This is a genomic window from Vibrio sp. CAU 1672, from assembly GCF_029223195.1.
In the GTDB taxonomy this organism is placed as follows: domain Bacteria; phylum Pseudomonadota; class Gammaproteobacteria; order Enterobacterales; family Vibrionaceae; genus Vibrio.
Map to the genome: position 1 here is coordinate 459,844 of NZ_JARHUF010000001.1, position 16,676 is coordinate 476,519.

At 50.2% G+C, this 16,676-nt stretch carries 14 protein-coding genes; 3 read left to right on the forward strand and 11 right to left on the reverse strand.

What is annotated here, in order from left to right:
• Positions 1 to 199 precede the first annotated feature (199 nt).
• Entirely contained in the window at positions 200 to 1,063 is an 864-nt protein-coding gene (gene htpX, locus P2G85_RS02040; protein WP_275862434.1) for a protease HtpX, read from the reverse strand.
• A gap of 322 nt (positions 1,064 to 1,385) precedes the next feature.
• On the opposite strand from htpX, the gene P2G85_RS02045 reads away from it, so the two are divergent.
• On the forward strand, positions 1,386 to 1,553 hold the full coding sequence (locus P2G85_RS02045; RefSeq protein ID WP_275862435.1) for a hypothetical protein: 168 nt from the start codon (positions 1,386 to 1,388) through the stop codon (positions 1,551 to 1,553).
• Between the two features lie 79 nt (positions 1,554 to 1,632).
• Here the strand turns inward: P2G85_RS02045 and bioD are convergent, their stop codons facing one another.
• Genes bioD through bioB form a run of 4 tightly spaced genes read right to left on the reverse strand, consistent with a single transcriptional unit; the run spans position 1,633 to position 5,315 of the window.
• The gene (bioD, locus tag P2G85_RS02050) at positions 1,633 to 2,322 is read right to left on the reverse strand and encodes a dethiobiotin synthase (RefSeq protein ID WP_275862436.1); all 690 of its coding nucleotides are present in this window, start codon (positions 2,320 to 2,322) and stop codon (positions 1,633 to 1,635) included.
• The gene (gene bioC, locus P2G85_RS02055; RefSeq protein ID WP_275862437.1) at positions 2,319 to 3,125 is read right to left on the reverse strand and encodes a malonyl-ACP O-methyltransferase BioC; all 807 of its coding nucleotides are present in this window, start codon (positions 3,123 to 3,125) and stop codon (positions 2,319 to 2,321) included. Before bioC ends, bioD begins: the two co-directional genes overlap by 4 nt.
• A complete protein-coding gene (bioF, locus tag P2G85_RS02060; protein ID WP_275862438.1) occupies positions 3,122 to 4,276 on the reverse strand; it encodes an 8-amino-7-oxononanoate synthase in 1,155 nt (384 codons plus the stop codon). The genes bioC and bioF overlap by 4 nt, the downstream gene beginning before the upstream one ends.
• A complete protein-coding gene (gene bioB / locus P2G85_RS02065) occupies positions 4,263 to 5,315 on the reverse strand; it encodes a biotin synthase BioB (protein ID WP_275862439.1) in 1,053 nt (350 codons plus the stop codon). Before bioB ends, bioF begins: the two co-directional genes overlap by 14 nt.
• A 131-nt stretch (positions 5,316 to 5,446) precedes the next feature.
• Between bioB and bioA the strand changes: the two genes are divergently transcribed.
• Positions 5,447 to 6,724, forward strand: coding sequence for an adenosylmethionine--8-amino-7-oxononanoate transaminase (gene bioA / locus P2G85_RS02070; RefSeq protein ID WP_275862440.1), 1,278 nt, complete (start codon positions 5,447 to 5,449; stop codon positions 6,722 to 6,724).
• Between the two features lie 70 nt (positions 6,725 to 6,794).
• Here the strand turns inward: bioA and serS are convergent, their stop codons facing one another.
• The 5 genes from serS to lrp all read right to left on the reverse strand — a co-directional run bounded on the left by serS (position 6,795) and on the right by lrp (position 14,076).
• Entirely contained in the window at positions 6,795 to 8,102 is a 1,308-nt protein-coding gene (serS, locus tag P2G85_RS02075) for a serine--tRNA ligase (RefSeq protein WP_275862441.1), read from the reverse strand.
• Between the two features lie 92 nt (positions 8,103 to 8,194).
• Entirely contained in the window at positions 8,195 to 9,550 is a 1,356-nt protein-coding gene (locus tag P2G85_RS02080) for a replication-associated recombination protein A (RefSeq protein ID WP_275862442.1), read from the reverse strand.
• Positions 9,551 to 10,177, reverse strand: a complete 627-nt coding sequence (gene lolA / locus P2G85_RS02085) for an outer membrane lipoprotein chaperone LolA (RefSeq protein WP_275862443.1) — start codon at positions 10,175 to 10,177, stop codon at positions 9,551 to 9,553.
• A 62-nt stretch (positions 10,178 to 10,239) separates the two neighbouring features.
• Positions 10,240 to 13,278, reverse strand: coding sequence for a DNA translocase FtsK (locus P2G85_RS02090; RefSeq protein ID WP_275862444.1), 3,039 nt, complete (start codon positions 13,276 to 13,278; stop codon positions 10,240 to 10,242).
• Between the two features lie 303 nt (positions 13,279 to 13,581).
• Positions 13,582 to 14,076, reverse strand: coding sequence for a leucine-responsive transcriptional regulator Lrp (gene lrp, locus P2G85_RS02095; RefSeq protein WP_275862445.1), 495 nt, complete (start codon positions 14,074 to 14,076; stop codon positions 13,582 to 13,584).
• A gap of 156 nt (positions 14,077 to 14,232) precedes the next feature.
• On the opposite strand from lrp, the gene ald reads away from it, so the two are divergent.
• On the forward strand, positions 14,233 to 15,357 hold the full coding sequence (gene ald, locus P2G85_RS02100; protein WP_275862446.1) for an alanine dehydrogenase: 1,125 nt from the start codon (positions 14,233 to 14,235) through the stop codon (positions 15,355 to 15,357).
• Between the two features lie 93 nt (positions 15,358 to 15,450).
• Here ald and P2G85_RS02105 read toward each other — a convergent pair whose 3' ends face one another.
• On the reverse strand, positions 15,451 to 16,647 hold the full coding sequence (locus P2G85_RS02105) for a methyltransferase (RefSeq protein ID WP_275862447.1): 1,197 nt from the start codon (positions 16,645 to 16,647) through the stop codon (positions 15,451 to 15,453).
• Positions 16,648 to 16,676 lie beyond the last annotated feature (29 nt).

Genomic DNA, 16,676 nt, shown 5'->3' on the forward strand with positions numbered 1-16,676 from the left:
CTCCTGTATACGCAATTCAAAAAGTGTACAAAATATTTATATGTACAAGATAGTTCAACAATAAAAGTTGTACAAAAAAAATTTTGTATAACTTTATTTCTCAACTGTGTTACGTAGTTGATTGCGATCAGGATCAACAGATATAAAAAAGGCCTGATTCTCAATCAGGCCTTTCGATTCAGTTAGCGACTGTTTAGTGTTACTGGCTGCGTAACGCCGCGATTCGCTTGTCCAGCGGCGGGTGACTCATCAGCAACTCGGTCAATGACTGTTTACCATTGATACCAAATGCCATCATGCTTCCGTCCAGCTTAGATTCATGACTCATTTTCAAACGCTCCAGTGCAGCAATCATTTTTTCTTTACCGACTAGCTGTGCCGCGCCTGCGTCGGCATGAAACTCACGGTGACGGCTGTACCACATCGTAATAAAGCTGGCCAGAAAACCAAACACTAACTCAAGCGCAATCGAAACGGCAAAGTAAACCATCACGTTGGATCCCTCACCTTCTTCATCATCACCGGAGGCGACAATATTGGCAATAAAACGCGATAAGAAGATCACGAAAGTGTTCACCACCCCCTGCATCAGGGTCATCGTAACCATGTCACCATTAGCGATATGGCTTACCTCGTGGGCCAAAACCGCTTCGGCTTCATCACGTGTCATATTGTGTAGCAATCCCGTTGACACTGCGACCAGTGAATCATCGCGCTTAGCTCCGGTTGCAAACGCATTGATGTCCGGTGAATCGTAGATTGCTACCGTCGGCATGCCCACACCGGCTTGATGTGCCTGACGACCAACCGTCTCCAATAACCAGTGCTCGGTTTCGTTGCGTGGGCTTTCGATCACCATCCCGCCGACCGAGCGCAGAGCCATGCTTTTGGACATCAGCAGAGAGATCAGCGCACCACCAAAACCAAACACCGCAGCGATGATCAGCAAACCAGACAGGCTACCGGGCTGTATTCCCGTTACCGCATAAACAATATTCAGAACAACGCTCAACACCAGCACAACGGCCAGGTTGGTTGCCAGGAACAACAGAACTCGCTTCATTACTTTTCTCCGAGGGAAGCTTATTATCGTGAGAGCCCAATCAAACGCAATTGGACTATGCTGCTTTATAGATATAGTCTAACTGGGTTATAAACAAGGTTAAGTATTAAATTGCAACATTTGTTTTCTATACTGAACAAAGTTTGTTGTTTTTAGTTATCAAAAAACAAATGTTTAGCATTAGGTTAGACTTTGGTCTTATTGTACACCAACCGGATCGAGTTAGACTCAGGCTAATAGAATATTGTAGTGAACCGAGAGTGCGGCAGACTGCCAGTCTTTTACCCGCCTCTTCCAGTCCATGTCATAAAGGGAAAATATCATGGTAGAAACTAACAACTATCAAATGGCTATCGATTTGTTATGCTGTCATCTAGGGATTTCAGAGGAAGAAGCAAAACAGCAGCTGGGTATTTCTACTGAACCATCGATGCTAACGCAGGCTTCCGACACACACCAAGCCCTGATGGGTTTAAGCCAGGAAAAATAAGTGTCAATAGTATACAAAAGGGCTGCCTCGGCAGCCCTTCTTATTTCGTGAAGATCGATGACTCTTCAATGTCGAGAGGTTACTCTGCCACGTTCAGCAGCGGTTCAACATTAATGTACTTGCCCAGATCTTTGCGTTTGGCACTCGGGACGTACGGAATTTCACCTAACTTAGGTGCGTCGATACGTTGTTCCAGCATCTCAATGATCTCGGCATAGTGTTCCGTGCCCGGGTTCACGCGGTTAGCAACCCACCCCACTAGATTCAGGCCATCCGACTTAATGACCTCAGCGGTTAGCATCGCATGGCTCAAACAACCTAATTTGATCCCCACGACCAGAACCACCGGCAATTTCTCTTGCTCAACCCAGCTAGCAAGCCCGTCAGTATCGGAAACAGGTACACGCCAACCACCGGCCCCTTCAACCAATACGATATCAGCACACTCTTTATGATGGGCTAATTTTTCACTTAATACCTGAAATTCGACTTCAACGTGATCATGTTTGGCCGCTATATGAGGAGAAGATGGCAACGACAACGCGTAAGGGTTAACATCCTCATAGGCAGCCTCCACCGTCGCCGCTTTTTGCAAATGAAGCGCGTCAGAGTTACGCCATCCTTCGGGTGTCTTTTCGCTTCCTGCAGCCACTGGTTTATAGCCTATCGTGCTCAAACCTTTTTCAGCAAGTGCTTGTAAAATGGCTTTTGAGGCCACCGTTTTTCCTACATCAGTATCCGTACCAGCAATAAAAAATGCATCAATCATAGATGTATGACTCCAAAACAAACCTGATAACTTGCAGGTAGAAGACCTTGATTATTCTTGAATGTTTGGTACTCACGCTCAACTTGCAACAGCACTCGACGACTGGTCAGACCCTGTGAGCGGCCGCTTACGTGGTTTGCACCAATCCCCTTGAGATCGCGCATCACTTTAAACGCGGATTCGTACCAAACTGTGATGGTGTTCAAGTCTAGTTGATGGCCATGGCAACGAGCTTGCGCTAACGCAATTTTTACCTGATTGTGAGTAATAAAGTTATTCACGTGTTGATATGCATCAATTTTTCCCCAGGCCCGGCGGAGCTCCGCTAATGAGCCGTCCAACAGCGTGGTAAACAGCACCCGCCCGCCTGGCTTGACCACGCGACGCATTTCATTGAGCGCGACACTGAGATCCGCGCACCATTGCAATGCCAGGTTGGAAAACACGTAATCAAAGCTGTTATCGGCAAACGGCAGCTTCTCAGCATCAGCAATGCGGTACAACATACCGGTGGTTCCACAACGCTCCTGCGCTTTATCCAACATGGCCTGCGAAATGTCACCACACACGACCTGTGCACCTCTGGCGCGTAAAGCGGCGGAACAATACCCCGTGCCACAGCCCAGATCCAGTATCGTGTTTCCGCTCAGATCTTGTGGCAGCCTCGCTAATAGACGTTCGCCAACATCACGCTGAAATGCCGCGTGCTGGTCATAAGATTGCGCAGCTTTACCAAACGAAGAAGCGATAGCCGCTTTGTCCTGATAACCTGCAGTGCTGATTTGCAACTCGGCGGAACTCATTCATCTTCTCCTAAAACCTGTTTTAATCCATTCGACAACATAGTTAACTGCTGCTTATTATGATTCGCTGTTAAGGTAATCCGGAGTCGCGAGGTGCCCTGAGGTACGGTAGGAGGACGGATTGCCGTTAGCCATATCCCCTGTTGCCTGATCTTTTCGCCAATGCTGACGGCCCGATCCGGGTCACCGATCATAAATGGCTTGATCGGTGTTTCACTATTCACGTAGCCCTTTAAGCCATGCATCATTTCATGATAGTGAGCACTTAGCTCAGCCAGCTTTTCCCGGCGCCAGTGCTGGGTTTGGATCATGTAAACGGCATGGGTCAGCGCAAATGCCTGGGAAGGAGGCATCGCGGTCGAGTAGACATGATGGCGGGCAAACTGGGTCAGATAGTCACCAACAGCGGCGTCACACAGGATGGCAGCCCCTGACAGTCCAAACGCTTTACCAAAAGTCACTACCAGCAAATCAGGTTTAACTCCGCTGGCTTCGCAACTGCCGCCCCCCGATGCGCCCAGCACACCGATGCCATGGGCATCATCAACCACCAGCCAGGCATGATGTGCCGCAGCGCTGCGGGCGATTTCTGCCAGTGGGGCCCGGTCACCATCCATACTGAACACCCCTTCCGTTACCACCAGGGTGTCTGTTTCGGAGCGGTACAGCTTATTGAGATGAGTGACGTCGTTGTGTTTGAAACGTTTCATGCTCGCGGGACACAATGCACCGGCTTCCATCAATGAGGCATGGTTGAGGCGATCCTGTAACAGCAGGTCGGACTTTTCCAGCAAACTAAACAGTAGCGCTTGATTGGCACTGAAGCCGGAGCCAAACAACACAGCGCGCTCATAGCCTAACCACTGGGTCAATGCCGCTTCCAGGTTACTGTGCGCCGGGCTAAACCCGGTGACCATCGGCGAGGCTCCGCTGCCACTGCCATACACACTCAGACCCTGCTGCCATGCACGTAACAGCTCCTGATCATTCGCCAGCCCGAGATAATCATTACTGGAAAAATTAATCAGGCGCTTGCTGTTGTACTCCAGTATCGATTGATTACCAGACAATACCACATTGAGACGACGATTCAGCCCCTGCTGCTTTCGCTTGGCAAGGGCTGACTCAATACGGGACTTAAAGGCTGGCATCGTAGAACAAATCGTCTTTACCCGGACGGGCTGCCACACGCTCCACTACACGATCGAGCAGTTCATTCTCTTCCACTTCATCCGGCTTTTGGCTCACTTGCTGGCTGTTGATTCCCAGCTTGTTAAACAACATCATATCTTTGTCTTCCGACGGGTTCGGCGTAGTCAGCAGTTTGCAGCCGTAAAAGATAGAGTTTGCCCCGGCCATAAAACACAAGGTTTGCATCTGCTCATTCATGTTTTCCCGTCCCGCCGACAAACGTACCGAGGACTGCGGCATCATGATACGCGCGATGGCGATCAGGCGAATAAAGTCGAACGGCTCCACATCATCGACCTCTTCAAGCGGGGTACCTTTGACTTTGACCAGCATATTGATCGGCACACTTTCCGGGTGGGTTGGCAGGTTTGCCAGTTCGACCAATAACCCGGCCCGATCATTAGCGCTTTCACCCATACCGATAATGCCGCCAGAGCAGATCTTCATCCCCGCATCACGGACATGAGACAAGGTATCTAAACGATCCTGATAGGTGCGGGTGGTAATGATATTGCCGTAGAACTCAGGTGAAGTATCAAGGTTGTGGTTATAGTAATCCAGACCAGCCTCAGCCAGTTGCTTGGCCTGGCCGGGCGTCAGCATCCCCAAGGTCATACACGTTTCTAGCCCCATACCTTTCACGCCTTTGATCATGTCGGTTAAATGCGGCATGTCACGCTCTTTCGGGTTCTTCCACGCCGCCCCCATACAGAATCGCGTCGAACCGGCATTTTTGGCTTTTTGTGCCGCATCCAACACGCGCTCGACTTCCATCAGACGCTCTTTTTCAATGTCAGTGGTATATCGGGCACTTTGCGGACAGTACTTACAGTCTTCCGGGCAGGCACCGGTCTTGATCGACAGTAGTGTGCTGACTTGAACATGGTTGGTTTGTTGGTATTGACGGTGAACAAGCTGCGCTTCAAACAGAAGATCCATGAATGGTTTTTCCATTAGCTCGCGCACTTCAGCATGCGTCCAGTTATGACGAACTTCCACGTGTATTCCTTTGGTCACTTTTTTTGTAGTGTTGACAGTCTACTAAGTCTCGATAAACTGTCAACACAACATAAGACCACAAGGTTTACATCTGATTAATATGTAAACCTTATCTATTATTGGAAACGAACATGGATCTCGCCTTCGACCGCCAGCACATCTGGCATCCTTACACTTCTACGCTGACACCTCTGACCTGCTACCCGGTCATCTCCGCAAATGGTGTTCACATTAAACTTGAGGACGAAACAGAGCTGGTCGATGGCATGTCTTCATGGTGGTCGGCGATCCATGGCTACAATCACCCTCACTTAAATCAGGCAGCACATCAGCAAATTGATCAGGTCACCCACGTGATGTTTGGCGGCATTACCCACCAACCCGCGATCAGTTTGTGTAAAAAGCTACTGTCTCTGGCCCCTGACAATCTCGAACACGTTTTCCTGGCCGACTCCGGCTCCGTAGCGGTGGAAGTAAGCCTCAAAATGGCACTGCAGTACTGGCATGCCAAAGGTGAGCGCCGGCCCAAATTCCTGACTCTGCGCCATGGCTATCATGGTGACACTTTTGCCGCGATGTCAGTGACCGATCCAGACAACTCCATGCACTCACTCTACAAAGGCTTTCTGCCGGAACATGTTTTTGCACAGTCACCAACTTGTGGTTACTGGGATGAATGGAAACCACACGATCTGGCGGATTTCACCCAGAAATTAGAACAGCACCATCACGAGCTGGCCGCGGTGATCCTTGAGCCTATTGTTCAGGGCGCCGGGGGGATGCGCATCTACCACCCAGAGTTCCTCAAAGGCGTGCGCGCATTGTGTGACAAACATGGCTTATTGTTGATTGCTGACGAAATCGCAACCGGATTTGGCCGCACAGGTAAGCTATTTGCCTGTGACCATGCTGATGTTCAGCCAGACATCCTCTGTGTGGGTAAAGCTCTGACCGGGGGTTACATGACCTTATCTGCGACACTGGCCAGCAAGCACGTTGCAGATACAGTATGCGGTGGCGAAGCTGGCTGCTTTATGCACGGGCCAACCTTCATGGGTAATCCACTTGCGTGCGCAGTAGCGACTGCGAGTTTAGAACTCCTCGAACGAGGAGAGTGGCAGCAACAAACCAAACAAATCGAAACACTGTTCTCTGAGCTACTTCCAAAGCTAGCAAAATACGATTTAGTCAAACATACCCGCTGGCTTGGCGCAATCGGTGTGGTGGAAACTCACCGCCCGGCCAACATGGAAGTCATCCAAGGGTTATTTGTAGAACACGGGGTATGGATTCGCCCATTCGGCAAACTCATTTACATGATGCCACCGTTTATCAGCCAACCTGAGCACATCGAACAGCTGGTTGACGCCATTGAAGCCGCGCTGCAAAATCCAGCCTGTTTTCAGTAACAGTCACTTCAATAGCCAATAAAAAACCCAGCTCAAGAGCTGGGTTTCTACAATTGAAATGGTCAATCAATTAACCGATGTGCGTAGCGCCGCCCATGTATTTCTGCAGTGCAGTCGGGATGGCAATACGGCCGTCGGCTTCCTGGTTGTTTTCCAGAATTGCCACCATGGTACGACCAACCGCCAGACCAGAACCGTTCAGCGTGTGGACAAGTTCAGGTTTCTTCTCGCCTTTACGACGGAAACGAGCCTGCATACGGCGTGCCTGGAAGTCCCACATGTTAGAACATGAAGAGATTTCACGGTACGTTTCCTGAGCAGGAACCCACACTTCCAGATCGTAAGTCTTACGCGCACCGAAGCCCATGTCACCGGTACACAGAACCACTTTGCGGTAAGGAAGCTCCAGCAGTTGCAGAACTTTCTCAGCGTGACCAGTCAGCTCTTCAAGTGCGTTCATTGAATCTTCTGGTTTAGTGATCTGTACCAGTTCCACTTTGTCGAACTGGTGCATACGGATCAGACCACGCGTATCACGGCCGTAAGAACCCGCTTCAGAGCGGAAACATGGCGTGTGCGCTGTCATCTTAAGTGGTAGATCCGCTTCGTCAGAAATGGTGTCACGCACCAGATTGGTTACCGGTACTTCTGCGGTTGGGATCAGAGACAGTTTACGTGGCTCTTCGTCGTTCACTTTTTCAGCCAATGGCTCAGTGTGGAACAGATCTTTACCGAACTTAGGCAACTGACCGGTACCGAACAGGCTGTCAGAGTTAACCAGATAAGGAACATACATTTCTGTGTAGCCGTGCTCTTCTGTGTGAAGATCCAGCATGAACTGAGCGATTGCGCGGTGCAGACGAGCAAACTGGCCTTTCATCACGATGAAGCGTGCGCCAGAGATTTTCACTGCGCTAGCAAAGTCCAGACCACCGCCCATTTCACCCAGGTCTACGTGATCTTTTAGTTCGAAGTCGTAGGTTTTTGGCTCACCCCAACGCGAAATTTCAACGTTGTCGTTTTCATCTTTACCAACAGGCACATCATCTGCAGGCAGGTTTGGCACAGAAAGCGTGATTTCGTCTAGCTGGGCCATTACTTGCTCAAGTTCAACTTTTTTCGCATCAAGATCGCTACCCAGGGTACCGATTTGCTTCTTGATCTCTTCTGCACCTTCTTTATCGCCTGCCGCCATTTTTTGGCCAATTTGCTTGGAGATGGAGTTACGCGTGGATTGTAAATTTTCAACTTCTACTTGAATGGACTTACGTTGTTCTTCAAGTTTACGGATAGTCTCTACGTCCAGCTTAAAGCCACGACGTGCCAGTTTAGCAGCTGTTTCATCCAGCTCTGTACGAAGTAATTTAGAATCCAGCATTGTTAATCCTATGCTTTTTGTTGTGAAATCACGCGCCGATCCACTACCTGCGCGTTTAAAATAATTAACTGAAACAATGTATCCAAAAACGCCTACTTTTCATAGCGCTTTTGTGGGCTATTTGCATCTAAAGTAGCCAAATAATCTAACTTTTCACCAATTTTAGTTTCGAGTCCCCGATTTGTCGGCTGATAATACTGACGCCCGCCCATTTCTGGCGGTAAATACTGCTCACCTGCGGCATACGCGCCGGGTTCATCATGGGCGTAACGATATTCAGCACCGTAACCCATCTCTTTCATCAGGCTGGTGGGAGCATTGCGTAAATGGTGCGGGACTTCATATTCCGGTTGATGATGCGCATCAGACAACGCTTGATTCCAGGCAGTGTACACCGCGTTGCTTTTCGGTGCGCAAGCCAGGTATACGATGGCCTGAGCGATGGCGCGTTCACCTTCTGCCGGGCCAACCCGGGTAAAACAATCCCACGCCGACAAGGCAACCTGCATTGCGCGTGGGTCGGCATTACCAATATCTTCTGATGCGATCGCCAGCAAGCGCCGGGCGATATACAGAGGATCACAACCGGCCGCTATCATTCGCGCCGCCCAGTAAAGCGCCCCATCAGGGTTCGAACCGCGAATCGATTTGTGTACCGCAGAGATCAAGTCATACCAGATATCGCCTTTGTTATCGAAACGCGAAACCTTCTCCCCGGCCACTTCCGCCAGCAGCTTAAGGGTGATCTCTTTTTCCCCCTGAGCGTTGTCTTCTGCCATGTCATAAAGCAGCTCAAGGTAGTTAAGCGACATGCGCGCATCACCATTGACCAGCTCAGCCAGGCGATCTAATACGTTGTCAGCAAAATGCGCCGGGGTGTTGCCCAAGCCTCGCTGTTTATCGTTAATCGCCTGGTTCAACGCCAGAGAAATTTCGCTTTTATCCAGCGATGTCAGCTTGTATACCCGGGCACGAGACAACAATGCGTTATTAAGCTCAAACGACGGGTTTTCTGTGGTCGCGCCAATAAAGGTCACCGTCCCGTCTTCGATATGCGGCAGGAAGGCATCCTGCTGCGACTTGTTGAAGCGGTGCACCTCATCCACAAACAAAATTGTGCGCCGGCCGGCCATCTTATTTTCACGGGCTTTCTCAATCGCCGCGCGGATATCTTTGACCCCGGAGGTCACGGCAGAAACGCGCTCAACTTCAGCATTGGCGTAATTGGCGGCCACTTCCGCCAAGGTGGTTTTGCCGGTCCCCGGCGGTCCCCAAAGGATCATTGAGTGAATATGACCAGCTTCAAGTGCCCGGCGCAGCGGTTTGCCAGGGCCCAGAATATGTTGCTGCCCGATATATTGCTCGACCGTTTCCGGCCTCATACGAGCAGCAAGGGGACGAAAATCCTCGTCCCCTGAAAAATCTAATGTGTAATTTGTCACGACCAATTAGTTCCTTTGATCATCTACTTCCACACCATTGGGTACCGTAAAGGTGAACCGGGCCGGATCAGGTTTGCCAAGTTTCACGTTGCGAAATGAGAACAAACTCTGTTGCCCGTCTTGTTCAATGACGTTAAAGCCCTTCACCACACCCTTTGCATCGATATTAATCTGAAACTGGCCTTGAGTAGAATCTACCGCCGTCGGGACCAGAGTGAACTGATCACCTTGCTGCGACACGCGATAATTGTCCCAGTCACTGGTGCGGTTACGAGTCAGCAGGACAAACGGGGTTTGTTCGGTCGCTTGCTCTTGCCAGTAAATACTCACCTGCTCAATGAAAGGGCTGTAGTACCAGAGCGTTTTACCGTCAGAGACGAGCAAATTTTCATCCGGAACGGTTGTGCTCCAGCGGAACAGGCTCGGACGGGCAATTTCAACCGTCCCCTCGCCTTCCATAATGGTCTCCCCTTCAGGACTGATCACCTGCTGGGAAAAATCCGCACTGAACCCATCGTTCATCGCCAAACGTTGGCTCAGCTCATCTTTAGGCGATGCCGCCTCAGCCACAGATGCCAGAGAAAGGCTTAAGACAAGTGCTGAGAAAAGCGGAGCGGAAAACAATTTTTTCATTCAAATACCTACTGTTAAGAACAACTCACCCCAATTTGACTGAGGTGAGGAATACAAGTTCACTAATCTTTTGCCGGAGCCGGCGCCAGGACTTCACGGTTACCGTTATGCCCAGGTGCACTGACAATGCCTTGCGCTTCAAGCTGCTCAACGATGCGGGCAGCACGGTTATAACCGATTTTGAAGCGTCGCTGCACTCCGGATACTGAGCCGCGGCGCGATTGCACCACATGCTCCACCACTTGATCAAACAACGGATCGACGTCTTCATCCGCTTCCATTGTCTCTCCGGGCAGCAGGCTTTCCGGCCCCTGATCGCCACTGATGATCTCTTCAATGTAATTCGGCTTACCGCGGGCTTTCCAGTTGTTCACCACCGCGTGAACATCATCATCTGATGCAAATGCACCGTGAACACGTGTCGTATGACTTGAGCCCGGCGGCAGGTAGAGCATATCACCCATACCGAGCAGTGATTCTGCCCCACCCTGATCTAAGATGGTACGTGAATCGGTCTTGGTTGATACGGTAAACGCCACGCGAGTCGGGATGTTGGCTTTGATAAGGCCGGTGATCACGTCCACCGACGGCCGCTGGGTCGCCAGGATCAAATGGATCCCCGCCGCCCGCGCTTTCTGCGCCAGACGTGCAATCAGCTCTTCTACCTTTTTACCTACAACCATCATCAGGTCGGCAAATTCGTCTACCACCACCACGATGTAAGGCAATTTTTCCAGCAGCGGCGGTTCACTGTCCATACTGTCACCCTCCTGCCAGAATGGATCGTGGATGGGGTGACCGGCTTCCGCCGCCATCTTCAGCTTCTCATTAAAGCCTTTCACATTACGTACGCCAAGGGCCGACATCAGTTTGTAACGACGCTCCATTTCACCGACACACCAGCGCAGTGCGTTGGACGCATCTTTCATGTCCGTAACGACTTCAGAAAGAAGGTGGGGGATGCCTTCGTAAATCGACAGTTCGAGCATTTTCGGGTCGATCATGATAAAGCGCAGATCTTCCGGCGACGCTTTGTAGAGCATACTCAGGATCATGACGTTGACCCCCACCGACTTACCCGAACCTGTGGTACCGGCCACCAGCACATGAGGCATTTTGGCGATATCGGCAATTACAGCTTCACCCGCAATATCCTGACCAAGTACCACCGTCGTTGGTGACGTGGCCTGCTCAAACTGCGGGCTGTTAATCACATCAGACAGATAGACGGTCTGTCGGCTCATGTTAGGCAGTTCCAGACCAACATAAGGTTTGCCCGGGATCACTTCAACAACACGTACCGCCATCGCAGAGAGTGCGCGCGCCAAATCCATTGAAAGGCCGGAGATACGGCTCACTTTTACACCAGGTGCCAAATCCAGCTCAAAACGCGTGATGACCGGGCCAGGGTAAATACCCACTACGTCCGCTTTGATCTTGTAATCTGCTAACTTGGTTTCTACCAGGCGTGCCACCTGTTCCAGCGCATCACGATCAATAAAGTTTTCGCGCTTCTCCGGATGGTACAACAGCTCAAGGGTGGGTAGCGGCTCTGCTGGAACCGGCAGGTTTTCTTCTTGCTGGACCAGAAACGGGTTCTGCTGTGCGGCAACTTTGGCCTGCGCACCGGCTACCATGTTCTGAAACGCTGCGACATCATCATCTTGTTCTGCGTTCACTTCTTCAACATCAACCGCCGACTGCGGCTGTTCATCTACAGCAGCCGCCTGAGCAATGGTGTGATTGTCTGGCGTAACCGTTTCAACCGGAACCGTTACCTCGGCCACATCGTCATCCAGCACATCAAAGTTAGAGATGGTTGGCTCAATATGCTCGCCCGGTAACACCTCGGCCGCAATGTCATCCAGTGCTGCTGAATCCAGTGTTGGCTCCGCCGGTTGCAGCTTATCGCCTGATGTATCCGGGATTTGCGAAGATTGAATATCAAGATTAACCGACCCGGCTTCTTCCAATGTCGCAGTTTCTTGCCATGTCGTGGCTTCTTCCCAAACATTGCTGCCAGGGTCTTCAGGTATCTGCTGCGGTGCTTGCTCTTGAGAACCATGAGCCACGTCGGCCCAATCGTCCGCCTGGCGGGCAGCCTGTTCGAGCTCTTCAATAGTGACGTTGAGCTGGCGGCTACGTTCGATTGTCGGATCAATCGTGCTAGCCGGTGATGCTGCCTGGGCGCAGTCTGAAGCCGGCGCTGGATCATCAGTTAACGGCGCCAGCGGGCGTTGCGTTTCAACGGTACTGCCTGCCGAATCATCCACCGAGCCGGAAGCTGGTATATATATCGGATACTCATGGGCGGGCGGCGTTGTTGTGGCCTCCTCAACATCATAAGCTGTCATATGCGGCAGAGGCTCTTCCTCGTCCTCAGGCTCTGGACGGCGATCTGCCACGGTATCTTCCACATAATCATCCAGCTGTGGTTCCAGCACTTCTGGTTCACTGCCACGGATTTTATTCGCCAGCGCAGCCATTAATGCCAACGTAGTGTCACCCAGCCACTCAACAATCGTCAGCCAGGAGATACCACTAAGCAGGGTAAAGCCCGCTCCCCAAAGAAACAACAGAACGATCGTGGTGCCCAGCACATTAAATGTCGGCAATGCCAGATTGGAAAGTACATCCCCAACCACGCCGCCAGAGGAGAAGTACCAGATATCGTCAAAGTTGATGTCAGCCAGGCCACAGCTGGTAAGGATAAGAATACTCAGGCCGAGTAAACGGGTTCCCCACAGCATTAAATCAATCGGTTCATCTTCACCGCGCTTACGACACACCACCCAGGCACCGACGGTAATCAGCACAGGGATCAGATAAGCGAGTGAACCAAAGGTAAAAAACAGGGTATCGGCTAACCAGGCACCCAGCACCCCTCCTGCATTATTAATCTCCCCTCCCCAGGCAGTTTGTGACCAGGACGGGTCTGCGGGGCTAAAGGTCAGAAGAGCAATTGCGAGTATTACGGAGCTAAGAACGGCAACGATAAAACAGCACTCTTTCAAGCGTTGGAAGCCATTTAGACGTGAAGACTGAGGCTCTTCACTGGTTTTAATTATCGTTTCGACTTTCTTTGCGTTCTCTTTGAACATAAATCAACTTGAATTTGGAGTGAATGGTAAATAATACCAATCTGCCAGGTATCCGGTCATGAAGAACATTACCCGGTCGGTGAGCACATCCTTCATTATATCTATAAACCGGCGACCGTTGCTGCGGTACAACACGTGGTTTCCGCACAACGTGCCCGGGACACTGACTTGACGAGATTGGTATATGCAAAAACATTCCGAGCGGCCAAAGCCGCTCGGTAAATTGATTTAACCATATCAAAGAGAAAAACCCAATTCTTCAATGACAAAAGCGGAAGTATCTGCCGCTTTCTTTACAAGAAATTAACGAGTTTTAATCACTAGCTGGTTAGTTTGTTTTACTTCTTCCATTACGACATAAGTTCGCGTGTCATTTACGCCAGGAAGACGCAGTAACGTATCGCCCAATAGTCGACGGTATGCCCCCATGTCAGATACACGGGTTTTAAGAAGATAGTCGAAGTCACCCGATACCAGATGACACTCTTGGATGTCGTCCAGCTTTTGCACCGCTGAGTTAAACTGTTCAAACACGTCTGGAGCACCACGGTTAAGCGTGATTTCCACAAACACCAATAGTGATGCGTCGAGGAACTGCGGATTCAACAATGCTGTGTATCCGGTGATATAACCTTGACGCTCTAAACGACGCACACGTTCGAGACACGGCGTCGGAGAAAGCCCTACACGTTTTGAAAGTTCAACGTTCGAAATACGACCGTCTTTCTGCAATTCATTAAGAATATTGCGATCAATACGGTCAAGCTCCTTGGACGGCTTTTTATAGTTGTCTGCCATTTTTTATTCCACCTTATTACTTCCTTGCAAAAAATTATACTACAACTTTTTAATATTCAGTGCCAAATTTTACAAAAGCATAACTATACTAGTTACAAATTCGACAATAACACCCTACCAACAGTTAATACAACCACAATAGAAAGAGGACACAGGATGATCATTGGCGTACCGAAGGAAATCAAAAACCACGAATATCGTGTGGGTATGATCCCAGCTAGCGTGAGAGAACTTATCTCACATGGTCACCAAGTATATGTTGAGACCAATGCGGGTGCCGGCATTGGTTTTTCAGACGATGATTACATCGCTGTAGGCGCATCCATTCTTCCTACTGCTGCTGACGTTTTCGCGAAAGCAGACATGATCGTTAAAGTAAAAGAACCCCAAGCTGTTGAGAGAGCAATGCTCAGAGAGGGGCAAATTTTATTTACTTATTTGCACCTAGCACCAGATTTTCCACAAACTGATGAGCTAATCAAGAGCAAGGCTGTCTGTATAGCCTACGAGACTGTAACAGATAATATGGGTCGTTTGCCACTATTAGCACCAATGTCAGAAGTGGCAGGTCGGATGTCTATCCAGGCTGGTGCGCAAACTTTGGAGAAATCTCACGGTGGCCGCGGTCTGCTGCTGGGTGGCGTACCCGGTGTTGAGCCAGCAAAAGTCGTCGTCATTGGTGGCGGTGTAGTAGGCGCTAACGCCGCTCGTATGGCAATCGGTCTGCGCGCCGACGTCACGATTTTAGACCGTAACATCGACACGCTGCGTCGGCTGGATGAAGAATTCCAGGGCCGTGCAAAAGTTGTTTATTCTACCGCAGGCGCGATCGAAGAGCATGTTCTGTCTGCCGACCTGGTGATCGGAGCAGTATTAATCCCGGGAGCAGCAGCACCAAAACTGGTCACTAAAGAACACATCGCCAAGATGAAGCCAGGCGCAGCCGTGGTTGATGTCGCCATCGATCAGGGCGGCTGCTTTGAAACGTCTCACGCAACCACGCACACAGAACCAACGTACGTGGTTGATGATGTCGTGCACTACTGTGTGGCCAACATGCCGGGGGCTGTAGCACGTACATCGACGTTTGCGCTGAATAACGCCACCCTGCCATACATTGTGAAGCTAGCCAACAAAGGTTACCGTGATGCCCTACTGGAAGACCAGGGCTTCCTGGAAGGCCTGAACGTGATTCACGGCAAAGTAACCTGTAAAGAGGTGGCAGACAGCTTTGATCTGGAGTACATCGAACCGGAACAAGCCATCGCGATGTTCAACTAACTGACAATAGACAACACAAATTGTCACGTTTTATTTACAAATGCCCACGTGAGAGTGGGCATTTTAATTAGAGCATTTAGTTATAAAAAAGAACTAAACCTTATAAGCACAAATTAAAATATTTCGAGGTGTGATCGATTTAGGGCAAAATTCTGACAATGTAACACGATAACCCCGCCCTTCAAGATAAAGTGCTTTGTCCAGCGCCAGCCATATTTCCAACGGCCGTTGAAAGACCAACTGGATCAGGCTGATTCGTTCCATCTGCCAGAAGCGCTGTTGTGCTAATTGTTCAAAGTGAGCAAAGTCGATAGTTTGTGTCATCGGTATGCCCTTGCATTCTGCAGCCCAACGGCATAATGCTTCAAATCCCTCATTTAATTGCGACTTACGAATACTCGGTACAGGCAGGTAGTCTTCTTTACCCAGTACATGACGAGTGAACAGATCAAAACCCAGCCTGAATACCATCTCCTGCTGACGATGACGCCGCACACGCTCGCCGCCGGTCACTGTTTGTTGCAGCGGAATACGCAGTTCCTGTTTTGAGAGTGTTAAAGCCGATGCCTTAGCCAGAGTTGAAAGAGGCTGGTATTGCTGCGCCTGAATCAAATGGTAGCAGCAGGGCGAAATTGTCATGGCCGCCACGCCACTCTCGCTGGCATATTCCATTAACCTGACATGCAAATCACCGCAAGCATGCAACGCAACTGCGTGTTGATTGGGCTTAAATACCGCTTTGGCTTGCACGTCAAACGCATCTCCCTGAATGAACGTCATCTTCCACTGCTGTTCATCCGCGGCCTGCTGCCCGGCATCACACAGGGCCTGCTGATACTCAAAACTGGTCACAGGCTGGCTGGTCTGACTGGTAAGAATGCGGCCTAAATACCCTTTGCCTGAGCACCACTCCAGCCACTCATCACCTTGGTGGTGTTGAATGGCCGCTTCCCCCATGGCGCTGATTTGTTCAAATTTGCGGCCGGGAATACCACTGTCTAAACCTCGAACTAACTCAAGGCCGTGCAATGACATCAAATCGAGATGGGCAAAGTCACCCAGTGACTTTATCCCGGGCAGAAATGCGCTGATTTCTGTAAACGCCAGGTCCGGATTCGACTTCAGGTTGACAATTTGAGAGTGAGAGAGAGCATTCAGCCAGTCGCAAAGCTCTGGGTACTTTTCTTGCCAGGGCAGTGATGAATGAATGCTGCTTTGAAAAGGTTCGAAGCGCCATAACGATTGGTTTTCGATCAAGCAGTCATTAATAAATTGAAATTGCGTTTTCATGGCTCCCCCTACAATGGGGGCGTATTGTA